The 23,549-nt window shown below is 70.8% G+C and carries 20 protein-coding genes; 5 read left to right on the forward strand and 15 right to left on the reverse strand.

The window, feature by feature from the left end:
* The first annotated feature begins 9 nt into the window (after window positions 1-9).
* On the forward strand, window positions 10-1,428 hold the full coding sequence (gene glnA, locus ACI6PP_RS01285; RefSeq protein ID WP_421108385.1) for a type I glutamate--ammonia ligase: 1,419 nt from the start codon (window positions 10-12) through the stop codon (window positions 1,426-1,428).
* Window positions 1,429-1,577: 149 nt separating this feature from the next.
* Here glnA and ACI6PP_RS01290 read toward each other — a convergent pair whose 3' ends face one another.
* The 12 genes from ACI6PP_RS01290 to ACI6PP_RS01345 all read right to left on the reverse strand — a co-directional run bounded on the left by ACI6PP_RS01290 (window position 1,578) and on the right by ACI6PP_RS01345 (window position 14,516).
* On the reverse strand, window positions 1,578-3,149 hold the full coding sequence (locus tag ACI6PP_RS01290) for an FAD-dependent oxidoreductase (protein ID WP_421108386.1): 1,572 nt from the start codon (window positions 3,147-3,149) through the stop codon (window positions 1,578-1,580).
* A gap of 67 nt (window positions 3,150-3,216) precedes the next feature.
* Window positions 3,217-3,474 (reverse strand): UBP-type zinc finger domain-containing protein, encoded by a 258-nt coding sequence (locus tag ACI6PP_RS01295; protein WP_421108388.1) that lies wholly within the window; start codon window positions 3,472-3,474, stop codon window positions 3,217-3,219.
* Complete coding sequence (gene trxA, locus ACI6PP_RS01300; RefSeq protein ID WP_421108389.1) at window positions 3,471-3,923, reverse strand: thioredoxin; 453 nt, start codon at window positions 3,921-3,923, stop codon at window positions 3,471-3,473. Before trxA ends, ACI6PP_RS01295 begins: the two co-directional genes overlap by 4 nt.
* Complete coding sequence (gene clpB, locus ACI6PP_RS01305) at window positions 3,920-6,556, reverse strand: ATP-dependent chaperone ClpB (RefSeq protein ID WP_421108391.1); 2,637 nt, start codon at window positions 6,554-6,556, stop codon at window positions 3,920-3,922. The genes trxA and clpB overlap by 4 nt, the downstream gene beginning before the upstream one ends.
* Entirely contained in the window at window positions 6,547-6,867 is a 321-nt protein-coding gene (locus ACI6PP_RS01310) for a chaperone modulator CbpM (RefSeq protein ID WP_421108392.1), read from the reverse strand. The genes clpB and ACI6PP_RS01310 overlap by 10 nt, the downstream gene beginning before the upstream one ends.
* Window positions 6,864-7,805, reverse strand: coding sequence for a DnaJ C-terminal domain-containing protein (locus ACI6PP_RS01315; protein ID WP_421108393.1), 942 nt, complete (start codon window positions 7,803-7,805; stop codon window positions 6,864-6,866). The genes ACI6PP_RS01310 and ACI6PP_RS01315 overlap by 4 nt, the downstream gene beginning before the upstream one ends.
* Window positions 7,805-8,296 carry a nucleotide exchange factor GrpE gene (locus ACI6PP_RS01320; RefSeq protein ID WP_421108395.1) on the reverse strand — a complete coding sequence of 164 codons (492 nt, stop codon included), beginning with the start codon at window positions 8,294-8,296 and terminating at the stop codon, window positions 7,805-7,807. Before ACI6PP_RS01320 ends, ACI6PP_RS01315 begins: the two co-directional genes overlap by 1 nt.
* A gap of 26 nt (window positions 8,297-8,322) precedes the next feature.
* The gene (gene dnaK, locus ACI6PP_RS01325) at window positions 8,323-10,212 is read right to left on the reverse strand and encodes a molecular chaperone DnaK (protein ID WP_421108397.1); all 1,890 of its coding nucleotides are present in this window, start codon (window positions 10,210-10,212) and stop codon (window positions 8,323-8,325) included.
* A 110-nt stretch (window positions 10,213-10,322) separates the two neighbouring features.
* Window positions 10,323-10,622: a putative quinol monooxygenase gene (locus ACI6PP_RS01330; protein ID WP_421108399.1), complete on the reverse strand. Its 300-nt coding sequence runs from the start codon at window positions 10,620-10,622 to the stop codon at window positions 10,323-10,325.
* A gap of 146 nt (window positions 10,623-10,768) precedes the next feature.
* Window positions 10,769-11,644, reverse strand: coding sequence for an MEDS domain-containing protein (locus tag ACI6PP_RS01335; RefSeq protein WP_421108401.1), 876 nt, complete (start codon window positions 11,642-11,644; stop codon window positions 10,769-10,771).
* A gap of 329 nt (window positions 11,645-11,973) precedes the next feature.
* Window positions 11,974-12,189 carry a DUF7455 domain-containing protein gene (locus ACI6PP_RS01340; protein ID WP_421108402.1) on the reverse strand — a complete coding sequence of 72 codons (216 nt, stop codon included), beginning with the start codon at window positions 12,187-12,189 and terminating at the stop codon, window positions 11,974-11,976.
* Between the two features lie 32 nt (window positions 12,190-12,221).
* Complete coding sequence (locus ACI6PP_RS01345) at window positions 12,222-14,516, reverse strand: putative bifunctional diguanylate cyclase/phosphodiesterase (RefSeq protein WP_421108404.1); 2,295 nt, start codon at window positions 14,514-14,516, stop codon at window positions 12,222-12,224.
* 105 nt (window positions 14,517-14,621) lie between these two features.
* On the opposite strand from ACI6PP_RS01345, the gene ACI6PP_RS01350 reads away from it, so the two are divergent.
* Entirely contained in the window at window positions 14,622-15,983 is a 1,362-nt protein-coding gene (locus ACI6PP_RS01350; RefSeq protein WP_421108406.1) for an FAD-binding oxidoreductase, read from the forward strand.
* Between the two features lie 102 nt (window positions 15,984-16,085).
* On the opposite strand, the gene ACI6PP_RS01355 is transcribed toward ACI6PP_RS01350, so the two are convergent.
* A complete protein-coding gene (locus ACI6PP_RS01355; protein ID WP_421108407.1) occupies window positions 16,086-17,033 on the reverse strand; it encodes an aldo/keto reductase in 948 nt (315 codons plus the stop codon).
* 121 nt (window positions 17,034-17,154) lie between these two features.
* On the opposite strand from ACI6PP_RS01355, the gene ACI6PP_RS01360 reads away from it, so the two are divergent.
* On the forward strand, window positions 17,155-17,991 hold the full coding sequence (locus tag ACI6PP_RS01360; RefSeq protein WP_421108409.1) for a pyruvate, water dikinase regulatory protein: 837 nt from the start codon (window positions 17,155-17,157) through the stop codon (window positions 17,989-17,991).
* Window positions 17,988-20,354: a phosphoenolpyruvate synthase gene (ppsA, locus tag ACI6PP_RS01365; RefSeq protein ID WP_421108410.1), complete on the forward strand. Its 2,367-nt coding sequence runs from the start codon at window positions 17,988-17,990 to the stop codon at window positions 20,352-20,354. The genes ACI6PP_RS01360 and ppsA overlap by 4 nt, the downstream gene beginning before the upstream one ends.
* 106 nt (window positions 20,355-20,460) lie before the next feature.
* On the opposite strand, the gene ACI6PP_RS01370 is transcribed toward ppsA, so the two are convergent.
* Window positions 20,461-20,895 (reverse strand): hypothetical protein, encoded by a 435-nt coding sequence (locus ACI6PP_RS01370; RefSeq protein WP_421108412.1) that lies wholly within the window; start codon window positions 20,893-20,895, stop codon window positions 20,461-20,463.
* Between the two features lie 104 nt (window positions 20,896-20,999).
* Between ACI6PP_RS01370 and ACI6PP_RS01375 the strand changes: the two genes are divergently transcribed.
* Window positions 21,000-21,920, forward strand: coding sequence for an AEC family transporter (locus ACI6PP_RS01375; protein WP_421108414.1), 921 nt, complete (start codon window positions 21,000-21,002; stop codon window positions 21,918-21,920).
* Window positions 21,921-21,954: 34 nt separating this feature from the next.
* Here the strand turns inward: ACI6PP_RS01375 and ACI6PP_RS01380 are convergent, their stop codons facing one another.
* The gene (locus tag ACI6PP_RS01380; RefSeq protein ID WP_421108416.1) at window positions 21,955-23,460 is read right to left on the reverse strand and encodes a M28 family peptidase; all 1,506 of its coding nucleotides are present in this window, start codon (window positions 23,458-23,460) and stop codon (window positions 21,955-21,957) included.
* Between the last annotated feature and the right edge of the window lie 89 nt (window positions 23,461-23,549).

Consider the following 23,549-nt stretch of genomic DNA (forward strand, 5'->3'; position numbering starts at 1 on the left):
GGAGGCCCCATGTTCGCCAACCAGGACGACTTCTTCAAGTACGTCAAGGACGAGGGCGTCGAGTTCATCGACGTCCGCTTCACCGACCTTCCCGGCATCCAGCAGCACTTCAGCGTGCCGGTGTCCTCCTTCGGGCCGGAGGTGTTCGAGGACGGCCTGATGTTCGACGGCTCGTCCGTGCGCGGCTTCCAGGCCATCCACGAGTCCGACATGGCGCTGTTCCCGGACCCGACGACGGCCTACATCGACACCTTCCGGATCCACAAGACGATCGCGATGAGCTTCTTCATCCACGACCCGATCACCGGTGAGGCCTACTCGCGCGACCCGCGCAACATCGCCCGCAAGGCCGAGGCGTACCTCGCCAGCACCGGGCTCGGCGACACCGCGTTCTTCGCCCCCGAGGCCGAGTTCTACGTCTTCGACAACGTCCGCTTCGCCACCGAGGCCAACACCGGCTTCTACGAGATCGACTCGACGGCCGGCGCCTGGAACACCGGCGCCGTCGCCGACAACCGCGGCTACAAGGTGCGCTACAAGGGCGGCTACTTCCCCGTCTCCCCCACCGACCACTTCGCCGACCTGCGCGGCGAGATGAGCAACAACCTCGAGGGTGCCGGCCTCCTGGTCGAGCGCGCCCACCACGAGGTCGGCACGGCGGGCCAGGCGGAGATCAACTACCGCTTCAACACCCTGCTCAACGCCGCCGACGACGTGATGAAGTTCAAGTACATCATCCGCAACACGGCCTGGGCCAACGGCAAGACCGCCACCTTCATGCCCAAGCCCATCTTCGGCGACAACGGCTCGGGCATGCACGTGCACCAGTCGATCTGGAAGGACGGCGTCCCGCTGTTCTTCGACGAGGCCGGCTACGCGGGCCTGTCGGACATGGCGCGCCACTACATCGGCGGCATCCTCAAGCACGCCCCGAGCCTGCTGGCGTTCACCAACCCGACGGTGAACTCCTACCACCGCCTGGTGCCCGGCTTCGAGGCCCCGGTCTCGCTGGTCTACAGCCAGCGCAACCGCTCGGCCTGCGTCCGCATCCCGATCACCGGTGCGAACCCCAAGGCCAAGCGCATCGAGTTCCGCTGCCCCGATCCGTCGGCGAACCCGTACCTCGCCTTCTCGGCGCTGCTGCTCGCCGGCCTGGACGGCATCAAGAACAAGACCGAGCCGCCCACGCCGATCGACAAGGACATCTACGAGCTGCCGCCGGACGAGATGGCCCTCGTCGACCAGGTGCCCACGTCGCTCAACGCGGTGATGGACTCCCTCGAGGCCGACCACGAGTTCCTGACGGCCGGCGACGTCTTCACGCCCGACCTGATCGAGACGTGGATCGACTACAAGCGCCAGAACGAGATCCTCCCCGTGCAGCTGCGTCCGCACCCGCACGAGTTCGAGCTCTACTACGACATCTGACAGATGACGACCTGGAGGGCCCTACCAGCCCTCTGACCTGCACGAACGCGAAAGCGGGCTCCTCCGGGAGCCCGCTTTTCGCACTGGATCCGCCCAGCCCTGTGCCCATGTCGCACTCGTACGGTGTCTTCTCGGTGGGTGCCGGCTTCTCACCGGCGCCCCTGGGCCTCCAGGAACTCGTGGACCTGCCGGATCACGACCGATCCCTCGCCGACGGCAGAGGCGACGCGCTTGACCGAACCGCTGCGTACGTCGCCCACGGCGAACACGCCCGGGCGGCGGGTCTCGAACATGCCCTCGGAGCCGCACTCCGCAGGCCCGGTGAGGATGAACCCCTTCGCGTCCACGGGGATCGCGCCCTGGAGCCAGCTCGTGCGGGGGGCCGCCCCGATCATCACGAACAACGCTGTCGTCGCGACGCGGTGCTCCTCGTTCGACGGGAGGTGCCGCACCACCACCTCCTCGAGCCCGTTCTGGCCGTCCAGCGCGCAGACCTCGCTGTCGCGCCAGACCCTGATCCGCGACGACTGCTCGACCCGGTCGGCCAGGTACCGCGACATGTCCCGCCGCAGGTCGTCGTGCCGGATGACCAGGTTGACCACCGGCGACCGGCGAGCCAGGAAGCAGGCCGCTTGGCCGGCCGAGTTCCCGCCGCCCACCACGGTGACCGGGGCCAGGCGGCACAGCCGGGCTTCGAGCTCCGTGGCGGCGTAGTAGACGCTGCTGCCCTCGTGGCGATCGTTGCCGGGGACCTCCAAGCGCCGGTAGCGCACCCCCGTGGCGACGAGCACGGCGTGCGCGACGACCGCGTCTCCCTCCGCCAGCCCCACCACGTGGTAGCCGTCTGATTGGGACAGCGAGACCGCCTCGCCGGGGATGGTGAACAGAGCGCCGAACTTCCGGGCCTGCACCACCGCACGGTCGGCCAGCTCGGCCCCCGCGATGCCGGCCGGAAAGCCGAGGTAGTTCTCGATCTGGGACGACGTGGCCGCCTGACCGCCGGTGGCCAGCGCGTCCAGGACGACCGTCGAGAGTCCCTCGGAGGCGGCGTAAACGGCCGCTGCCAGACCGCCGGGCCCAGCGCCCACCACGACCAGGTCGTAGGCCGCCCGGCTCGGGGCCACCCGCAACCCGAGAAGGTCCGCCAGCTCGGCGGTGCTGGGATTGCGCAGGACGGTCCGTCCCTTCCAGATCACGACGGGAGTCTGATCGGGAGGAATGTCGAAGGCGTGCAGGGTCGCCTCAGCCTCGGGATCCTCCTCCAGGTCTTCCCAGCGGTACGGGATGCGGTTGCGGCTCGCGAAGTCCCTCAGCACGCGGGTGCTCGCCGAGTACCGCGAGCCGATGATCCGGAGGCCGGCTCCGAGGTCGACGTGCAGCGTGCGGCGCGCGATGAAGGCTCGCAGGATCAGGTCTCCCAGCGCCTGGTCGTGGTTGACCGCCGCCTTGAGCCGGTCGTAGGACACCTCCAGCACCTCGGCATCGGTCTGGGCCACGGCGGTGACGTAAGCCGCCTGGCCGGTCAGGATCGAGAGGTCGCCCACGAAGCGGCCGGGACCGTGAACGGCGAGCACGCGCTGATCTCCCCCGGGCCCGCCCTCGTCGACGACGCGCACCATGCCCTCCAGCACGACGAACAAGCTGCAACCGCGATCTCCCGCACAGAACAGCATGGTGTCCTTGGTCAGGCGCTTCCGGTCGCCGTGCTGCGTGAGCAGCATGGCCTGCTCGTCGGTGAGCCGGGGGTACGCGCCGATCGTGTCCGGCGTCTCGGGGAGACTCTCGAGCTCAGACGAACTGCTCGTCGACATAGCACCATCTCCAGTTCTCCCCCGGCTCGAGGGAACGCACGACGACGTGACCCGTCTCAGCGGCGTGCGCCCGCGCGTGCCGCATCGGCGAGGAGTCGCAGCAGCCGGCCTGGCCGCAGGTCAGGCACTGGCGCAGGTGCACCCACGGGGTCCCCAGCCGCACGCACTCGGGGCAGACGAGCCGCTCCGGCGCAGGTACGGGCCGGACGAGGGCCAGGTGCAGGTCGGTGGTCATGGCAACCTCCTGGGCAGTTTCGACTCGAGCCAGCTGACCAGCTGGGGTTCCGGCAGGGCGCCGATCCGCGTGTCGACCACCCGACCGCGGTCCAGGAGGACCAACGTCGGGATCGACTGGACCTCGAACCGCCGGCTCACCTCGGAGCTGCGGTCGGCGTCGACCTTGACCAGCTTGAGGCGGCCGGCAAGCTCACCGGCCAGCTTCTCCAGGGCGGGGCTCACCATCCGGCAGGGGCCGCACCACGGAGCCCACACGTCGACCAGCACGGGCAGGCTCGACTCGTCGGCGACCGCGTGGAAGTCCTCGTCGTTCGCGTCCACCACCCAGCGCAGCGCCGTGCCGCACCTCCCGCAGCGCGGTGCGCCCTCGGCGACCGCCGGCACCCGGTTCTTGGCTCCGCAGCTGCTGCACTCGACCTTCGTCGACCTGATGGTTCTCGCGATCATGCGACTGCTCTCCCCTCGGTCGGGGCCCCGGTCGCGGTCACGACGATCTCCTGGTCGGTGACATCGACCGAGATGCCGCCCCCGTCGGCCGCGTCGCCACGCAGCAGCGCACGCCCGACCGCGGTCTCGACCTCCCGGGCGATGAGCCGGCGCAACGGGCGGGCGCCGTACGCCGGGTCGAAGCCCTGGTCGGCGATGTAGCGACGCGCAGCGGCCGTGACGTCCAAGGTGATCCGCATCCGGGCCAGCCGTTCGCGCAGCTCGGTGAACTGGAGGTCGACGATCCGCTCGATCTCGGCGAGCGTCAGGGGCTTGAACATCACGATCTCGTCGACCCGGTTGAGGAACTCCGGGCGGAAGTGCGCCCGCAAGGTCCGCATCACCATCGAGCGCGCGTCCTCCTTGACCTCGCCATCGGCGGTGACCCCCTCGAGGAGGTGGTCCGAGCCGATGTTCGAGGTCATGATCAGCACGGTGTTGCGGAAGTCGACCGTGCGGCCGTGCGAGTCGGTCAACCGGCCGTCGTCGAGCACCTGCAGCAAGGTGTTGAAGACGTCGACGTGGGCCTTCTCGATCTCGTCGAGCAGGACCACCGAGTACGGCTTGCGACGTACCGCCTCGGTGAGCTGCCCCCCCTCCTCGTAGCCGACGTAACCGGGCGGTGCTCCGACCAGGCGGCTGACGGTGTGCCGCTCCTGGTACTCGCTCATGTCGATCCGGACCAGGTTCTCCTCGGTGTCGAACAGGGCACCAGCCAGCGTCTTGGCCAGCTCCGTCTTTCCGACGCCGGTGGGCCCCAGGAAGATGAACGACCCGATCGGTCGCTGCGGGTTCTTGATGCCTGAGCGGGCGCGGACGACGGCGTCGGCCACCAGCTGGACCGCCTCGTCCTGTCCGATGACACGCTCGTGGAGCACCTCGTCGAGGCGGAGGAGCTTCTCGCGCTCCCCCTCCTGCAGGCGCGTGACCGGGATGCCGGTCCAGCGCGCGACGATGTCGGCGATCTCGTCGGCGGTCACGACCTCGCGGAGCAGGCGGCGACCGCCCTGCTTGCCGACGAGCCGGGACTCGGCCGCCTCCAGCCGACGCTGGATCCCCGGCAGCTGGCCGTGGCGCAGGGACGCCGCGCGGTTGAGGTCGTACTCGCGCTCGGCCCGCTCGCTCTCCAGCCGTACCTGCTCCAGCTCCTCGCGCAGGGACTGGACCTCGCGAAGCGCCGACCGCTCGGCCTCCCACTGCGCTCGCAGGGCGTCGGCCTCGGCCCGCGCGTCGGCGAGCTCCCTGCGCAGCTCCTCCAGGCGGGCCTTGCTCGCGGCGTCGTCCTCTTGGGCGAGTGCCGCGTCCTCGATCTCCAGCCGGGTCACGCGTCGGGAGAGCTCGTCGAGCTCGGCCGGCATCGAGTCGATCTCGGTGCGCAGCATCGCGCACGCCTCGTCGACCAGGTCGATGGCCTTGTCGGGCAGGAACCGGTCGGAGATGTAGCGGTGGCTCAAGGTCACCGCTGCCACCAGGGCACCGTCGTGGATCTTCACGCCGTGGAAGACCTCGAGCCGCTCCCGGAGCCCACGCAGGATCGAGAGCGCGTCTTCCTCGTCGGGCTCACCGACCAGGACCGGCTGGAACCGGCGCTCCAGCGCCGCGTCCTTCTCGATGTGCGTGCGGTACTCGTCCAGGGTGGTCGCGCCGATCATGTGCAGCTCGCCGCGAGCGAGCAGGGGCTTGAGCATGTTGCCGGCATCCATCGCACCCTCGCCGGCGCCGGCACCGACCACGGTGTGCAGCTCGTCGACGAACAGCAGGATGCGGCCCTCAGCGCTCTGCACCTCGTTGAGCACTGCCTTCAGCCTCTCCTCGAACTCCCCGCGGTACTTCGCCCCGGCGATCAGCGCTCCCATGTCCAGGGCGAACACGGTCTTGTCCCGCAGTCCTTCGGGCACGTCACCGTCGGCGATCCGCTGGGCGAGGCCCTCGACGATCGCCGTCTTGCCGACCCCGGGCTCACCGATGAGCACCGGGTTGTTCTTCGACTTGCGCGACAGGATCTGGACGGTGCGTCGGATCTCGGAGTCGCGGCCGATGACAGGCTCGAGCCTGCCCGACGTCGCCGCGACGACGAGGTCGCGGCCGTACTTCGCCAGCGCCTCGTAGGTCCCCTCGGGAGTCGCCGAGGTCACCCGCTGGTGGCCCCGCACCTCGGTCAGGGCTGCCAGGAAGACGTCCCGGGTCAGCCCCTGGGCGCGGAGGACACGGCCGGCCGCCGAGCCGGAGCCCTCCTCCACCAGGGCGATCACGAGGTGTTCGACCGAGACGTACTCGTCCTTGAGCCTGCGGGCCTCGCGCTCGGCCACGTCGAGCAGCCGCGACAGCCGCTGGGTGAGGTGCACCTGCCCCGGCGTCACACCCGGCCCGCTGACCCGCGGTCGTCGACCGAGCTCGACCTCGAGCTCCTCGCGCAGCCGGTCCGGCTCGACCCCGGCCCGGGCGAGCAGGGGCGTGACCAACCCCTCTGCCTGGTCGAGCAGCGCCACCAGCAGGTGCTCCCCGTCCACCTCGGTGTGGCCGAACCGCAGCGCCTTGGTCTGGGCGTCGTGCAGAGCCTCCTGCGACTTCTGGGTCAGTCTGTTCATGTCCATGGAGCGCCTCCTGGTCGTGACGAGCGTCGTTGTGCTCTCTCGAGCTCCGCGATCCTGTCGAGCAGCTCGACGACCAGCCCGATGGCGCAGTAGCCGAGGTTCAGGCTGGTCCGAAGCCGCTGGATCCTGGCCATCTCCTTCACCTGGGAGGGGGTGAACCACCAGTGGCCGTCCCCGTCACGGGTGGCGTCCAACAGCCCGAGGGCGACCAAGCGGCGCACGAGCTCGGGGTGCACGCCGGTGAGGTGCGCGTAGCTGTCCAGGCTGAGCCGGTGAGGTCGAGCGAGGGCGAAGCGGGAGGTCGCGGTCATCGCCCGCTCCTCGCGTCGAAGCCCGACACGGTCGCGAGCTCCTCGAAGAGCCGCCGCTCCTCGTCGCTGGGAGCCCCGGGTAGGCGGACCTGCAGCTCGGCGTAGAAGTCTCCCGGCCTCCCCCGCCGGTGAGAAAGTCCTCGGCCCTTGAGCCGTAGCCGACGGTGGCTCGAGGAGCCGGCCGGAACCGTGACCGTGGCCGCCCCGGCGGGAGTGTCGACGGACACGGACGCACCGAGGGCGGCCTCCCAGGCAGCGACGGGCAGGATCACGTGCAGATCGCGACCCTCCACCCGGTAACGCGCGTGGTCGGCGATGCGGACGACCAGGAAGAGGTCTCCAGCTGCCGCCGACCCGCTGCCGGGGCCACCTTGGCCACGAAGGCGGATTCGTTGACCGTCGACCACGCCGGCCGGGATGGTGACATCGATGGTGCGGGGACCGTCCGCGCCGTCGACCGAGAGACTGCGCTCGGCGCCGTGGTAGGCCTCCTCGACCGACACCTCCACCTCGAGCTCGTGGTCCGAACCAGGCACCGGGCCCGGCCCCCAGCCACCTCGGCTGCGACTCCCGAACATCCCCTGCAGCAGGTCCTCGATGTCCACCCCGTCGCCGAAACCGCCCGGCGGGGCCGAGCTCGGCGACCCGCGGCCGCGGGCACCGGCACCGGCGTACGCCTGGGTCTGACGCCACGCGGCCGGATCGGTATCAGGAGGCACTCGGCGGAAGTCCTCGCCGAACGCGTCGTAGCGGCGACGCTGCTCGGGATCCGAGAGCACGTCGTAGGCCTCGGCGACGTCCTTGAACCGCTCCTCGGCGCCGGTCTGCTTGTTGACGTCCGGGTGGTTCTGGCGCGCCAACCTCCGGTAGGCCCGTTGGACGTCCGCCGGATCGGCGTCGCGCGAGACCCCGAGGACGTCGTAGAAGTTCTTGGCCATCAGGACGCCCTGGTGGCCACCACGACAGCGGCCGGACGCAGGAGCCTGTCATCGGATCCGTACCCGGCCCGCACGACCTGGGCCACGGTGCCGGGCACCGAACCCTCGCCCACCACGGTGCTGACGGCCTCGTGGACGGCGGGGTCGAAGGCCCGACCGACGTCCTCGCGACGCGGGTAGCCGAGCTCCGCCAGGACGCTGACGCCCTGCTCGACCACGGCGCGGATGCCCTCGGCCACCGAGGTGGGATCGGACGACGCGTGCTCGAGCGCGCGCTCCAGGTTGTCCAGGACCGGCAGCCAGCCGGCCGCCACTGCGGCACGCTCCTGCTCGCGGGCGAGGACCACGTCTCGGGCGCACCGCTTGCGGACGTTGTCCAGCTCGGCAGCGGTACGTCGCCACGAATCATTCAGCTCGGCGATCTGGAGCGCCGGGTCGGGGCGCGCGCCTGCGTCGTCGTCGGGTCCCTGGTCCTCCGGGGCCGTCGTCATCGGTACCTCGTGCTCGGACATGGCCGTCAGTGAGTGGTGAACTCGGCGTCGATGACGTCGTCGTCGCTCTCGGACGACTCGTCCGTGGCGCTCGCCGACCCGGCTGACCCCGGAGCGCCGCTGCGGGATGCGGCACCGAGCACCTGGCTGAGCTGGTGGAGCTCTCCGGTCAGCGCGCGGAGGCGATCCACGGGTTCGTCGCCGTCGATGGCCTGGCGGGCCTCCTCGACCAGCATCTCGGCACGAGCGCGGTCGTGCTCAGCCACCGAGGCGCCGGCATCGTCCAGGGCCTTGCGCACCTGGTACGCGACCGAGTCGAGCTCGTTGCGGGCATCGACCCGCTCACGCAGCGCGGAATCGTCAGCGCGGTGGGTCTCGGCGTCCGTGATCATCCGGTCGACCTCATCCTGGCTGAGGGTGGAGGTCTCGCTGATGGTCACCTGCTGCTCGACACCGGTGTCCTTGTCGCGCGCCGAGACGTGCAGGATCCCGTTGGCGTCGATGTCGAAGGTCACCTCGACCTGGGGCACGCCACGTGGAGCGGGACGGATGTCCTCCAGCCGGAACCTGGCCAGGACGCGGTTGTCCACCGCCCGCTCCCGCTCTCCCTGGAGCACGACGACGTCGACCGCGGACTGGTCGTCCTCGGCGGTGCTGAAGACCTCGGTGCGCCGGGCCGGGATGGTGGTGTTGCGCTCGATGACCCTGGTCATCACCCCGCCCATCGTCTCCAGGCCCAGCGAGAGGGGCGTGACGTCGAGCAGCAGCACGTCCTTGACGTCGCCCTTGATGATCGCCGCCTGGACCGCCGCGCCGATCGCCACCACCTCGTCCGGGTTGACGGTCATGTTCGGGTCCTTGCCGCCGGTCAGGCGGCGCACCAGCGCCTGGACGGACGGGATCCGGCTGGACCCGCCGACCAGGATGACCTCGTCGAGGTCGTCGGCGGTGACTCCTGCGTCCACCATGGCCTGCTCGACCGGGCCGAGGCAGCGGTCGACGAGGTCTGAGGTGAGCTGCTCGAACGTGGACCTCATCAGGTTGACGTTGAGGTGCTTGGGCCCCGAGGCGTCCGCCGTGACGAACGGCAGGTTGACCGCGGTCTGGGTGACCGCGGACAGCTCGACCTTGGCCTTCTCGGCGGCCTCGAAGAGTCGCTGGAGCGCCTGGGCGTCCTCGCGCAGGTCGATGCCGTGGGACTTCTTGAAGTCGTCGGCCAGGTAGTCGACGATGCGGCGGTCGAAGTCGTCGCCACCGAGATGCGTGTCCCCCGCCGTCGACCGCACCTCGACGACGCCGTCTCCGACGGTCAGGATGCTCACGTCGAACGTGCCGCCACCGAGGTCGAAGACCAGCACGGTCTCGTTCTCGAGCTTGTCCATCCCGTAGGCCAGCGCGGCCGCCGTCGGCTCGTTGATGATCCGGAGGACCTCGAGTCCGGCGATCTTCCCGGCGTCCTTGGTGGCCTGCCGCTGCGCGTCGTTGAAGTGCGCCGGGACGGTGATGACCGCCTCGGTGACCCGCTCGCCGAGGAACTTGCCGGCGTCGTCGACCAGCTTGCGCAGCACCTGCGCCGAGATCTCCTCGGGTGCGTAGAGCTTGCCGCCGACCTCGAAGCGCGCGGCGCCGTCAGGGCCGGCAACCACGTCGAAGGAGACGCCCGTCATCTCGCTGCTGACTTCGTCGTACCTGTGGCCGACGAAGCGCTTCGCGGAGTAGATCGTCCCCTTCGGGTTCAGGATCCCTTGCCGTCGGGCCATCTGGCCGACCAGCCGCTCTCCGTTCTCGAGGAAGGCGACCACCGACGGTGTGGTGCGGTTGCCCTCCGCGTTGGGGACGACCTGCGGCTGACCGCCTTCGGTCGCCGCGATCACCGAGTTCGTCGTTCCCAGGTCGATGCCGACTGCCCTGCCCATGACCACTCCGTTCGTCGAGAAGCTCGTGCCACCGATGCTTCTCGGAACCCGCGGCACCTCGCATCCCGTGAACGGGTGCTTCGGCCGGGCGGTCGGCACCGACCCGAGGCCTAGGCAGGGATCTTGTCGGCGAGCAGGTCGATCCGCTCGACTTGCGGCTCGCTGAACAGGACGCCGGTGTTGGGTCCGAGTGCCTGGCCCACACCGCCGGCCAGGTGCGCGTCCCGGGCTTCGTCGTCGGGGAACACGTCGAAGACACCGAAGGTCGACGGGCCGAACCGCAGGGCGAACCACGCCACGGTCCCTGGCTCCTCCAGGACGATCGACCGGGCCTGGGTCAGGAACTCGGCGAGTTCCTCCTCCTTGCCGGGCAGTGCTTCGAGACGGACGAGCAATGCTTTGGTCAGCATGGTTGAACTCCTTCATCCAAGGGGCGACGTCTCGGCCGACGGCCGCGACGGGACGACAGCCATGGAGCACGTCGCACGCCCATGCTTGTGAGGTGCGTGACCGGCTTGCATCCCGTGAACGGGTGCACCTCGAAGAGGCGCGTCGCCTATCGGATCGAGGTGCGCTGATGCATCGCCAGCACAGTCAGCTCGACGCGCGAATGGATGTCCAGCTTCAGGTAGATGTGCTTCAGGTGGGCATCCACGGTGTGGTGGGAGAGGCAGAGCTCCTCGGCGATGCTGCGATTCGTCCTGCCGTCGGCAACGCTCGAGACGACCCGCAGCTCAGCCTGGGTGAGCGAGACCCATCGGGAGGTGGTCCCGTCCTCGCCGTCCCCACCCAGCTTCACGAGCGGGAAGCGTGGGGCTGTGGGTGCATGGACCGGGCCCAGGTACTCCGTCGGATCCAGGTAGTGGGGGTTGTCCTTGACCGTACGGTCCAGGAGCACGTTGGGGTGGGTGCGGAGCACCTCGACGAGCATGTCGGCGCCGAACTTCTGCAGGTCGTAGAAGCAGACGAGGAGCATGGGCGCTTCCTCGACGAGACGGTTGAGACCCGACTCGTAGCGGAACAACGCATCCAGGTCGCCAGGTCGGGGCAGCACCCACGACATCTCCCCCGCGGCTCGGAGCAGATCGAAGTCGTCCTCGATCGCCGCGTCCATGCTGTCGGAGAGGAACATCGTCATGTCCTCGACCGTGAACTCACCGGTTCGGAGGTAGGCGTCCGACGTTCGCTCGACGTCCAGCGACGCCGATCGACGGGAGTGATCCGGGCCGGGTCGTCCGACGGCCCGGTCCCGGACCAGCGCCGGCTCGACGTCGTCGACCAGCACCAGACACTTGTCGCCCTGCCGCAACCCCTCCTCGAGGAACGGGTACAGCAATCGGTCGCGCTCGATCTGGCCTGAGTACAGCGCACAGAAGTGAGTTCCTGGGCTGACCTCGCCGACCCCGGGGATCCCGAGACTCAAACCGTTCATGGGAACCACCGTTCGCCGGGCCCGAGGGAGAGACCTTCACCCTACGCGCACTTGCCGTCCGGCGACCCGTCGCGACGTGACCGCATCGTGGGGGTCAGGTCCCAGGGTTCAGGTCTCGGACGGTGAATCGCCGAACGCCTTCCGGTGGGCGGCCGCGAAGCGCCCGAGCTTCAGGATCCCGGACCGACCGCGATGGTGCTGACCGTCGTCATCCGGCCGTCTGCGGCCAGCAGCTGCTCATGTGCCCGGCGCAGGCGGACTTGCCGTGGGTCGGCCATGGGAGACGCGCCGACATCGCGACGGAAGGCGTCTTCGTCGTGGTGCCGGCTCTACTCGGCGTTGGCCGAGACCGAGGGCGAGGCGTTGATCAGGTGGCGGTCGTCGGCGACGACGCGGGCGGCGGAGGCCTTGAGGGCGTCCTCGTTCTTGCGGTAGTCGTGGGCGCAGAACTTCAGCTCGAGCCCCTTCTGCGACCTCGTCATGACGAAGGCCTGGGCGCCGCAGGCGTCGCAGCGGTCGGAGATCTTGAGCGTGGCCGTGGCCATGGGGCTGCTCCTCAGGAGTGGTGTGCGGGAGGTCATCGGTGGTTCGTAGCCGAGCCCGTCAAGGCTGGCCCGTCATCTGTGGAACGACCGTGCGGGGTCGAGGATTCCGAGCGGTGCGTCACGCCCGCCTGGTCCAGGATCGCCCGGACCGAGGTGGGGCGTCCGAACAGGTACCCCTGCAGGTAGTCGACGCCGAGGTGCTGCAGCCGCTGGGTCTGTGCGGGCGTCTCGACGCCCTCGGCCACGACGGTCAGACCCAGCGCGTGGGCCATCGCGACGATCGAGACGACGATGGCGCCGTCCGCGTCCGGGTGGTCGAGGCGCGAGACGAAGGAGCGGTCGATCTTCACCACCTGGCAGGCGATGTCGTGCAGGTGGGCCAGCGAGGCGAAGCCGGTGCCGAAGTCGTCCAGGGCGATGACGACCCCCGCCGCCTGCAGCACGGCCACGTTGGCGTCCGTGCCGCTGGGGTCGCGCACCATCGACGACTCGGTGAGCTCGAGCCACAGGGCCTGCGGGGGCAGCCCGTGCGCACCGAGCGCGTGCTCGACCGCCTGCGGGAGGGCCGGGTCGGCGAGCTGGCGGGCGGTGAGGTTGACGCTGACGAACTCGTCGCCGCCGCTGTGCTCGCGCAGCCGCGCGAGGTGGGCGCACGCCTCGACGAGCACCCACGCCCCGATGCCCTCCATCAGCCCGGCCGCGTCGGCCACGGGCACGAACTGGTCGGGCGGCACCTGCACGCCGTCGCGGGTGCGCCAGCGGAGCAGCGCCTCGTACCCGCTGACGTGGTCGTCGAGGGCGTCGACGAGCGGCTGCAGGTGCACCTCCAGCTCGCCGCGGTCCAGCGCGCCGTCGAGCTCCTGACGCAGGTGCGACTCGAGCGCCAGCGGCGCCCGGTCGGCGTCGGCGAACCGGCGCACGGAGTTGCGGGTGGCGGCCTTGGCGGCGTACATCGCGACGTCGGCGTCGGCCACGAGGGCATCGACGTCGCCGCGTCCCTGGTTGGCGACGCCGATCGAGCAGGTCACCGTGAGCCGTTCGCCGTCGTGCGTGAACGGCCGGCCGAACGCCGCCCGGACGCGCTCGGCCAGCGCCAGCGGCTCCTCGTGGCAGCCGACGACGAACTCGTCGCCCCCGACCCGTCCGACGACGGCCTCGTCCCCGCACGCCGCGCCGAGCCGACGTGCCACCTCCTGGAGCACCGCGTCGCCCGCCGCGTGGCTCCAGGTGTCGTTGACCCGCTTGAAGTGGTCGACGTCGATGAACAGGACGTGCAGGTCGCGCTCGTCCATCGCCATGCGTCGCTGCAGGGCGTGGAGCGTGGCGGCGCGGTTGAGCAGGCCGGTCAGCTCGTCGTGGTCGGCGCGGTGCTTGGTGGCGCTCTGCAGCCGCACGAGCCGGGACGCGGCCAGCGCCATCCGTCCGAACACGGCGGTGACGAGGAGGAGGTACAGCGCGGTGCGCAGGTGCAGCTCGAGCCCACCGCCGGCCTGGTCCTCGACCAGCACCACCGTGGGCGCGACGAGCGCGAGGTACGAGATCGTCAGACGGGCGGGACGGGCGTGCACGGAGTCGTCGACGGGCTCGGCCCGCAGGTCGGCGACGGACGGGTGGAGGCTCATCGCGGCCAGCAGGCAGAACGCCGCGATGGACGCCCCCTCCAGCGCCAGCACCGGCGCGTCGGTGACCAGGCCCGCGAACGTCAGGCCACGGGCGAGGTTGCTGACGAGCACGCACACGAAGCCGACGAGGAGCATCCAGAACGCGGGCATCCGGGCGACCCGGCGGACGGTCAGCTGGACGACGAGACCGAGGATGAGCGCGTCGAAGCCGACGTAGACCATCTGCAGGGCCGCGGCGGCCACGTCGCCACCGCTCGCGACGGCCGGCGTCACGACGTAGCGCCAGGCGACGATGATGGCGCCGGTGGCGATGATCGCGGCGTCGAGCCAGATCACGAGCCCCGCGCGATGGGCCACCTGACGGACCATCACCGCGACGAAGACCAGGCCGAGCAGGTAGGCCGCGATCGCGAGCCCGGCCTGCAGGACGACGAACGCTGGCGGGCGGTCGTCGAGACCGAGGCCGACCTGGCGCACGGCCTCCGAGGCGCTGAACGCGAGCGCGCACGAGAACAGCGACCACCGCAGCAGCGGGGACACCAGGTGGCGGCTGCCGCCGACCCACGCCGAGGAGAGGGCGAGCACGACGACGAGGGCGGCCACCACCGGGCTGCGGGTGAGGGCGAACGAGCCGACGAGGACGGGCATCAGGCCCAGGACGGTCCAGGCCGGGGCCGGGTGCAACCGGACGGGGGCGACGCTCACTGGTCAATCATCGGTGCTGGATCGTCCGTTCGGAGGAGAAACGACCAGCTCGACCGGGTGGGAGGATGGTCACCTCACGTCACGCTCGTCACAGGAGGCCCACGCATGTCATCAGACGCCGTCGCCGAGCTGGGTCGTGTGCTGGGCCCCAAGGTGGTCACCGACCCCGACCTGACCGCTCCCTGGAGCCGTGACCAGAGCCCGATCGCCGACGTCGGCACCCCCCTGGCCGTCGTCCGCGCGACGTCGGTCGAGGACGTCGTCGCCACGCTGCGCACCGCCACCGCCCACGGCGTCCCCGTGGTCACCCGCGGCGCCGGCTCGGGCCTCGCGGGCGGCGCGAACGCCTCCGACGGCTGCATCCTGCTCTCCGTGGCCGGGATGGACCGGATCCTGTCCGTCGACCCCGCCCGCCGCACCGCCACCGTCCAGCCCGGCGTCATCAACGCCGACCTCGGCCGGGCCGCGGCCGAGCACGGCCTGCGCTACACCCCCGACCCCGGCAGCCGCGACATCTCCTCCATCGGCGGCAACATCGCCACCAACGCCGGCGGCATGACCTGCTGCAAGTACGGCGTGACCGCCGACCACGTCGCCGCGCTGACGGCCGTGCTGCCCGACGGCACCGTCGTGCGCACCGGCGGCGCCACCCGCAAGAACGTCACCGGCCTCGACCTCACCAGCCTGCTCATCGGCTCCGAGGGCACGCTGGCCGTCGTCGTCGAGGCCACCGTGTGGCTCAAGCCCGTCACCGAGGACGAGTCGACGCTGGTGGCCATGTTCGCCACCGTCGACGCCGCCGTCCAGGCCGTCGTCGCCACCACCGCCCGCACCACCCCGTCGGCGATGGAGCTGATGGACCGCACCACCATCGCCGCCGTCAACGCCATGACCGGCATGGACATCGACGCTGACGCCGAGGCGGTCCTGCTCATCACCTGCGACGGGCCCGCCGCGTCGGCCGAGGCCGCCGTCTGCGAGGAGGTCGCCGCCGCGCACGGCGCCACCGAGGTGTTCCGCACCGACGACCGCGCCGAGGGCGCCGAGCTGATGAACGCCCGACGCATGGCCCTGCCCGCGCTGGAGAAGCAGGGCTCGATCCTGCTCGACGACGTCGGCGTGCCCGTCGGTCTGCTGCCCGACATGGTCGCCGCGATCGCGAAGATCGCCGCCGAGCACGACGTCACCGTCGGCACGTTCGGCCACGCCGCCGACGGCAACCTGCACCCCACGCTCATCTACGACCCCGCCGACGACGCCGAGCGCGAGCGCGCCCGTCAGGCCTTCGCGGCCATCGTCCGCGCCGCGATCGACCTCGGCGGCACCGTCAGCGGCGAGCACGGCATCGGCAGCCTCAAGCTCCCGTTCGTCCCCGAGATGTACGGCGACGCCGAGATCGCCCTCATGCACCGGGTCAAGGCCGCCTTCGACCCCGACGGCCTGATGAACCCCGGCCGCGGCTACTGACGCACCGCGGACGACCCAGGTCGTACGCGGCGGGAAGGGTCGGCGGCCGTGCTCGGGTCTCGGTGAGCGTCCGTCGGTGCCTGCCGGCGAGCACCCCCGGCGTCAGGCGCCGACGGCGTCCGACGCCTTGGTGAGCCGCGCGAGCTGGTCGTCGTCGAGCTCGAGCGTGACCGAGTCGAGCAGCGGCTGCAGCTGGTCCAGGCTGCTGGCGCTGGCGATCGGGGCGGTGACGCCCGGCTGCAGGCGCGTCCAGGCCAGGGCGACGGTGGCCGGCTGCGAGCCGACCTCGGTCGCGACGTCGTCGAGCACGCGGACGACGTCGAACGCGGCGTCGCTGACGTAGCCCTGGACCATGCTCGAGCGGGCCCGGCCCTCGACATCGGCGCGGGTGCGGTACTTGCCGGTGAGCAGGCCGCTCGCGAGCACCCAGTACGGGGTGACGGCGAGGTCGTGGTCGAGCGCGATCTGACGACGCTCGGCCTCGAACTCCTGCCGGTGCAGCAGGCTGTACTGCGGCTGGAGCAGGACCGGGGCGCGGAAGCCCTCGGCGTCGGCGGTGGCGAGCCACTCGCGGACGCGCGCGGGCTCGTAGTTGGAGATCGCGACCTCGCGGACCTTGCCCGCCTCGACCAGGCCCTGGAAGGCGCCGAGGGTCTCCACGAGCGGGGTGTCGGCGTCGTCGTAGTGCGCGTAGAGCACGTCGACGACGTCGGTCTGAAGACGGCCGAGGGACGCGTCCACCGCGGCGCGGACGGTGTCGGCGCCCAGGCCCTGGTTGGCGGGGTGCTGGCCGACCTTGGTGGCGATGACGACGTCGTCCCGACGGCCGGTCCGCGCCAGCCACGAGCCGATGACGGCCTCGGACTCGCCGCCGGTGTGGCCGTCGGCCCACGCGGAGTAGACGTCCGCGGTGTCGAGCAGGTTGCCGCCGCCGTCGACGAACGCGTCGAGGATGGCGTGGGAGGCCGCCTCGTCGGAGGTCCAGCCGAAGGTGTTCGTCCCCAGCGCGAGGCCGAAGACGTCGATGTCGCTGTGTCCAAGAGTCGTCATGTGAGGTGCAGCGCACACCGACGTCGCACCCTTCCCGCCCGTCGGCGTGACGCGGCCCACGTGCGCCGGGGCGTGGACGCGGTACGGTCGAGCACCCCGTCGACCCCTGGAGGTGCTGCCCGTGTCGCAGACCCCGGCAGACGCGAGCGCCGTCCCGGTGTTCTTCCTGTCCGACTCGACGGGCATCAGCGCCGAGACGATGGGCAACGCCCTGCTCATCCAGTTCCCCGACCTGCTGTTCGACCGCACGGTCATCCCGTTCATCTCCTCCACCGAGGAGGCCGAACGGGTCGTGGAGCGCCTCGACGCGGCGCTGGACGCCGGCGGGCCCGAGCCGCTCGTGTTCGCCACCGCGGCCGCCGACGACATCCGCGTCGCGCTGCACCGCACCCGGTGCACGGTGATCGACTTCTTCGAGCTGCACATGGAGCGCGTCGAGCAGGTGCTCGGCGTGGCCGGCAGGCGGGAGGCCTCGCGCCTGCACGGCGTGGGCGACATCCAGCGCTACAACAGCCGGATGCAGGCGATCGAGTACGCGATCGAGCACGACGACGGCCAGAGCCTGCGGGCGCTCGAGAAGGCCGACGTCGTCCTCGTCGCGCCGTCGCGCTGCGGCAAGACCCCCACGACCATGTACCTCGCGCTGCAGCACGGGTTGTTCGTCGCGAACTACCCGATCGTGGAGGAGGACTTCGACACCACCGACCTCCCCCGCCCGATCCGCGAGCTCGCCGACAAGTGCTTCGGCATCGTCACCTCGCCGTCTCGGCTCTCGGCGGTCCGCCACGAGCGGCGCCCGTCGTCCAGGTACTCCTCGCTCGAGCAGTGCACCTACGAGCTGCGCCGGGCCAAGGCCATGTACGAGGCCAACGGCCTGCCCGTCATCGACTCCTCGACCAAGTCGGTCGAGGAGATGTCCACGATCATCCTGCAGACGAAGAAGCGGAGAGCGTCATGACCGAGAACGTGCGTTGGTTCGAGGAGATCGGCATGGCCGACCTGGAGCAGGTCGGGGGCAAGAACGCCTCGCTCGGCGAGATGGTGGGCAACCTGTCGTCGCTCGGCGTCAACGTCCCCGACGGGTTCGCGACGACGGCCGACGCGTTCCGCCGCTTCATCGGCGACACGGGGCTGGCCGAGCGCATCGACGGCGAGCTGACGGGCCTCGACACCGACGACGTCCGCCGGCTCGCCGAGGTCGGCAAGCAGATCCGCGAGCTGGTCGTCGCGCAGCCGTTCCCGCCCGAGCTCGAGGCCGACGTCCGCAGCGCCTACGAGCGTCTGGTCGACGGCGACGAGGAGCGGTCGTTCGCCGTGCGCTCCTCGGCCACCGCCGAGGACCTCCCCGACGCCTCGTTCGCCGGCCAGCAGGAGACGTTCCTCAACGTCCGCGGCATCGACGCGGTGCTGCACGCCATCCGCGAGGTGTTCGCCTCGCTCTACAACGACCGCGCGATCGCCTACCGCGTCCACCACGACTTCGACCACGCGTCGGTGGCGCTGTCGGCGGGCGTGCAGCAGATGGTGCGCTCCGACGTCGGCGCGTCGGGCGTCATGTTCACGATGGACACCGAGTCGGGCTTCACCGACGCCGTCTTCATCACCTCGTCGTACGGACTGGGCGAGGCCGTCGTCCAGGGCGCGGTGAACCCCGACGAGTTCTACGTCTACAAGCCTGCCCTGCGCGCCGGACGTCCGGCGGTGCTCAAGCGCGGCGTGGGCTCCAAGCTGATCAAGATGGTCTACACCGACGACCCCGAGGTGGGCCGCACGACCGAGTTCGTCGACACCGACGAGGCCGAGCGTCCGTTGCTGAGCCTGACCGACGACGAGGTCGAGGAGCTGGCCCGCCACGCGCTCACGATCGAGGAGCACTACGGCCGCCCGATGGACATCGAGTGGGGCAAGGACGGCAACGACGGGCAGCTGTACGTGCTGCAGGCCCGTCCCGAGACCGTGCAGTCGCGGGCCACCGGCGTCCAGGAGCGGTTCTCGATCAAGGAGCGCGGCGAGGTCGTCGTCGAGGGTCGGGCGATCGGCCAGAAGATCGGGGCGGGGGCCGTCCGGGTGCTCGACTCGATCGACCAGATGCACGACTTCAACAAGGGCGACGTGCTCGTCGCCGACATGACCGACCCCGACTGGGAGCCGATCATGAAGCGCGCCGCCGCCATCGTGACCAACCGCGGCGGACGCACCTGCCACGCCGCGATCATCGCCCGCGAGCTCGGCATCCCCGCCGTCGTCGGCACGGGCGACGCGAGCCGCACCCTGGCCGACGGTCGCGAGGTCACCGTCTCGTGCGCCGAGGGCGACACCGGGTTCGTCTACGAGGGCCTGCTCGACTTCTCCGTCACCGAGACCGAGCTCGAGGAGATGCCCGAGGTCGGCACCAAGATCATGATGAACGTCGGCACGCCCGAGCAGGCGTTCGCGTTCTCGCGGCTGCCCAACGCCGGCGTCGGCCTGGCGCGCCTCGAGTTCATCATCAACCGCCAGATCGGCATCCACCCCAAGGCGCTGCTCGAGCTCGACACCCTCGAGCAGCCGCTGAAGGGCGAGATCGAGCAGACGATCGCCGCCTACCCCAGCCCGCGCGACTTCTTCGTCCAGCGCGTCGCCGAGGGCGTCTCGATGATCGCCGCGGCGTTCGCGCCCAACCCCGTCATCGTGCGGATGAGCGACTTCAAGTCCAACGAGTACGCCAACCTCGTCGGCGGCGAGCTCTACGAGCCGCACGAGGAGAACCCGATGATCGGCTACCGCGGAGCCTCGCGGTACCTGTCGCCGGACTTCGTCGACTGCTTCGCGATGGAGGCCGAGGCCCTGCGCCACGTGCGCGACACGATGGGCCTGACGAACGTCAAGATCATGATCCCGTTCGTCCGGACGGTGGCCGAGGCCGAGGGCGTCATCTCGCTGCTCGGCGAGCACGGCCTGGTGCGCGGCGAGAACGACCTGCAGGTGATCATGATGTGCGAGGTGCCGTCCAACGCGATCCTGGCCTCGGAGTTCCTCGAGCACTTCGACGGCTTCTCGATCGGGTCCAACGACATGACGCAGCTGACCCTCGGCCTGGACCGCGACTCCTCGCTCGTCGCGGGCTCCTTCGACGAGCGCGACCCCGCCGTCTCGTTCATGCTCGAGCGCGCCATCACCGCGTGTCGCGAGGCCGGCAAGTACGTCGGCATCTGCGGCCAGGGCCCCAGCGACCACCCCGACATGGCCCAGTGGCTCCTCGACCAGGGCATCGAGTCGATGTCCCTCAACCCCGACACCGTCGTCGACACCTGGCTCGCCCTCGCCAAGAGCCGCGCCTGAGCCGGTCCCCCAGAGCCTGTCCCCCGTGCCGTCGACGTCCGGGTTGTGCAACGCATCAGCGGCTGACGCGTTGAACAGCTCGGACCTCGACGACCACGGGGCCGGTTCAGTGGCTCCGTAGCCCCCGCCACACCCGCCGCAGGATCAGAGCACCGGCGAGCGCCACCACCGGCTCCTGGACGAGCCGACGGGGCGACTCGCGCTGGATGCGCTTGTGCCAGGCGTCCACCGCCGCGGGGAACGGCGAGCGGCCGAAGAACATCGTGCTGGGCTTGTCGGCGTCGGGCAGGCAGGCACCGACCATGCCGGCGACGACGGCCAGCCGACGGTCGCGCGGTGCCCGTGCGGCGACGGCGGCCATCGCCGTGGCGCCGACCAGCCCGTCGACCACGGCCACCGGCACGAAGATCTCCTCGTTGCCCCAGTGCGGCACCACGTCCATCGCGACGTGGGACGCCACCCCCATCGCGAACGCGGACACCGGCCCCGGCGCCGCCGTCCCGATCAGCGCACCGGCCAGGACGTGGTTGGTGATGAGCACGTCTCCGACGATAGGCACACGGTGGTCGTCGGCGCCGCACGTCGCCTCAGGCGGCGGTCGGGCCCGAGGTCACGTCCCCGGCCGCGGTGCGACAGGGTGGGGCCGTGGGTGACGTGCTGCTGGGGTTCTCGACCCTCGGTCTCGTCATCGGCACCGGGTTCCTCCTCGCGCACCTCGGGGTGGTGGACCTCGCGGCCCAGCAGGTGCTGTCGCGGGTGGCGTTCTACGTCGCCAACCCCGCGCTCCTGGTCACCGTGCTCGCCGGCAGCGACGTCGGGGCCGTGTTCTCCCTCGACGCCGCCGCGCTGGCCTTGGCGGTGGTGCTGACCGTCGGGCTGTACGTGCTCGTCGACCGCCTCGTGTGGCGCAGCGACCGGGGTGAGGCGACGATCGGCGCGCTGTCGGCGTCGTACGCCAACGCCGGCAACCTCGGCATCCCGGTGGCCGCCTACGTGCTGGGCGACGCCGCGCTCGTCGCGCCGCTCCTGCTGCTGCAGCTCGTGGTGATCCAGCCGATCGCCATCGTGCTGCTCGACTCGTCGGGCCGGGCCGGTCGCTCCTGGTACCGGGCGGTGCTCACGCCGCTGACCAACCCGCTCACGCTGGGCTCGATCCTCGGTGTCGTGCTCTCCGCGACCGACGCCACCCTGCCGCCCGTCGTGGACGACCCGCTGTCGCTCGTCGGCGGCATGGCGGTGCCCGGCGTGCTCGTCGCCTACGGCATCTCGCTGCGGCTCGGCCCCAAGCCGGGCGCCGGCGGCTCGGCCTGGCGGATCGCGATGATCACGGTGCTCAAGCTCGTCGTGCAGCCCACGGCGGCGTGGGCGATCGCCCGCTTCGTGTTCGACGCCGACGGCGCCTCGCTGTTCGCCGTCACCGTGCTGGCGGCGCTGCCGACCGCCCAGAACATCTTCGTCTACGCCACCCGCTACGACCGGGGCGTCGCGCTGAGCCGGGACGCGATCTTCGCGACGACGGTGCTGTCGGTGCCCGTCGTCATCACCGTCGCCGCCCTCCTCGGGTAGTCCGAGGAGGGCGGCGCGTGCGGTGCGGGACGGGTCAGCGGCGCTCGACCCCGTCGGGCAGCCCGTAGGCCACCTTCTTCTTGGCCGAGAACGTGCGAGCCTCGGGGTTCGGCACGTCGATGATGCGGGTGCTGCGGGCGAGCGTCAGCGTCAGGTGCGCCACCGCGTCGCCGTGGACGTGCAGCGCCTTGGTGTTGACGTTGGCGAGGTCGTCCTTGGCCGTGTGGTAGTTCGGGTCGTAGGTCAGGCCGGCCGTGCCGCCGAACAGCTGCTGCTCGGCCTCGGTCTTGGTGCCGTCGGCCCCGCTGAAGACACCGCCCGCAGCGACGCCGTTCTCGATGAACGCCTGGTAGTCCGAGCGGCCCGAGAACTCGGTGTCGACGACCGGCTGCTTGGTGGCCTTGAAGTACGAGCGGAACGCGTTCTCGGTCTCGATCGAGCCGGCCGGGATCGGGACGGTCGACTCGTACGTCGACTGGTCGGCGTCGTAGACCGACGTGACCCAGTTGGGCGAGCCCAGCATGTCGAAGTTCAGGTAGGTCGCGATGTCGTCCAGCGCGGCCGGGTCGGTCTCGACCAGGTCGTTCACGTACTCGGTCGAGCCGATCAGGCCCAGCTCCTCGGCGCCCCAGAACGCGAAGCGGACCTTGTTCTTGAGGCCCTTCTGCTTGGGCAGCTGCAGCGCGGTCTCGAGCACCGCGGCGGCGCCGGTGCCGTTGTCGTTGGCCGCGACGGTGTCCTCGACGCCGTCGAGGTGGGCACCGAGCATCACGACGTTGTCCTCGTCGCCGCCCTTGGTCTCGGCGATGACGTTGAACGTCCGGCGGGTCTCGCGCAGCACCTGCAGGTCGACGGTGGCCGCCGTGCCCACCAGGCCGGCGAGGCGCTGGCCCTCGGCCTGGGTGATGCCGAGCGCCGGCGCGTAGTCCCCGGCGGGGTCGCCGAGCGTCGCGTTGAGCGGACCCGCCTCGTTGTTGGCGATCAGGACGGCCGCGGCGCCGGCGGCCTTGGCCACGGTGGCCTTCTGCCCGAAGGGGCACTCACCGCGGTTGACGACGACGATCTTGCCGGCGACGTCGGAGCCCGCGTAGGCGGCGGCGTCGCACCCGAGCGGCGTCGTCGGCACCGCCAGCGTCGAGCTCACACCACCGGTGGGCGTGCTCGGCGAGTAGGTCGCCGGGATGGCCTCGACGGCCGCACCGCCGACGGTCACCTCCTGCTTCTGCACCTCCTCGAACTCGAAGTCGAAGTACTGGCGCGTGGGCTTGTAGCCGGCCTCGCGCAGCTTGAACTCGACGTACCTGCCCGCCGCGTCGTAGCCCTCGGTGCCGGCGGCGCGATCGCCGTAGCGCTTGGCGGCCGCGTCCAGCTGCGTGAGGTGGGCGGTGAGCGACTTCGCGCTCACGGCCTTGCGGATCTTCTCGGTCGCCTTCAGCGTGTCGTCCTCGGCGGCCGCGGTGGCGGCCGTGGTGGGGGCGACGAGGCCGAGGCCCAGGAATGCCGCGGCCACCATGGCCACGGGGGTTCGACGTGCTCTCACAGGGGGTCTCCTCGAGTCGGGTGCACGGGGTGATGCCATCCCCTACCCGCTCGCCCACCCCCGAAACCAAGGTGCGCGGCGCAACGACC

Source organism: Solicola agrisoli (assembly GCF_049059935.1).
GTDB lineage: Bacteria > Actinomycetota > Actinomycetes > Propionibacteriales > Nocardioidaceae > JAURVT01.

Excerpts from the sequence above, each read along its gene's own strand:
- glnA (WP_421108385.1), top strand. The coding sequence starts at position 10 with ATGTTCGCCAACCAGGACGACTTCTTCAAGTACGTCAAGGACGAGGGC.
- ACI6PP_RS01290 (WP_421108386.1), bottom strand. The coding sequence starts at position 3,149 with ATGCTGCTCACGCAGCACGGCGACCGGAAGCGCCTGACCAAGGACACC.
- ACI6PP_RS01295 (WP_421108388.1), bottom strand. The coding sequence starts at position 3,474 with ATGACCACCGACCTGCACCTGGCCCTCGTCCGGCCCGTACCTGCGCCG.
- trxA (WP_421108389.1), bottom strand. The coding sequence starts at position 3,923 with ATGATCGCGAGAACCATCAGGTCGACGAAGGTCGAGTGCAGCAGCTGC.
- clpB (WP_421108391.1), bottom strand. The coding sequence starts at position 6,556 with ATGGACATGAACAGACTGACCCAGAAGTCGCAGGAGGCTCTGCACGAC.
- ACI6PP_RS01310 (WP_421108392.1), bottom strand. The coding sequence starts at position 6,867 with ATGACCGCGACCTCCCGCTTCGCCCTCGCTCGACCTCACCGGCTCAGC.
- ACI6PP_RS01315 (WP_421108393.1), bottom strand. The coding sequence starts at position 7,805 with ATGGCCAAGAACTTCTACGACGTCCTCGGGGTCTCGCGCGACGCCGAT.
- ACI6PP_RS01320 (WP_421108395.1), bottom strand. The coding sequence starts at position 8,296 with ATGACGACGGCCCCGGAGGACCAGGGACCCGACGACGACGCAGGCGCG.
- dnaK (WP_421108397.1), bottom strand. The coding sequence starts at position 10,212 with ATGGGCAGGGCAGTCGGCATCGACCTGGGAACGACGAACTCGGTGATC.
- ACI6PP_RS01330 (WP_421108399.1), bottom strand. The coding sequence starts at position 10,622 with ATGCTGACCAAAGCATTGCTCGTCCGTCTCGAAGCACTGCCCGGCAAG.
- ACI6PP_RS01335 (WP_421108401.1), bottom strand. The coding sequence starts at position 11,644 with ATGAACGGTTTGAGTCTCGGGATCCCCGGGGTCGGCGAGGTCAGCCCA.
- ACI6PP_RS01340 (WP_421108402.1), bottom strand. The coding sequence starts at position 12,189 with ATGGCCACGGCCACGCTCAAGATCTCCGACCGCTGCGACGCCTGCGGC.
- ACI6PP_RS01350 (WP_421108406.1), top strand. The coding sequence starts at position 14,622 with ATGTCATCAGACGCCGTCGCCGAGCTGGGTCGTGTGCTGGGCCCCAAG.
- ACI6PP_RS01355 (WP_421108407.1), bottom strand. The coding sequence starts at position 17,033 with ATGACGACTCTTGGACACAGCGACATCGACGTCTTCGGCCTCGCGCTG.
- ppsA (WP_421108410.1), top strand. The coding sequence starts at position 17,988 with ATGACCGAGAACGTGCGTTGGTTCGAGGAGATCGGCATGGCCGACCTG.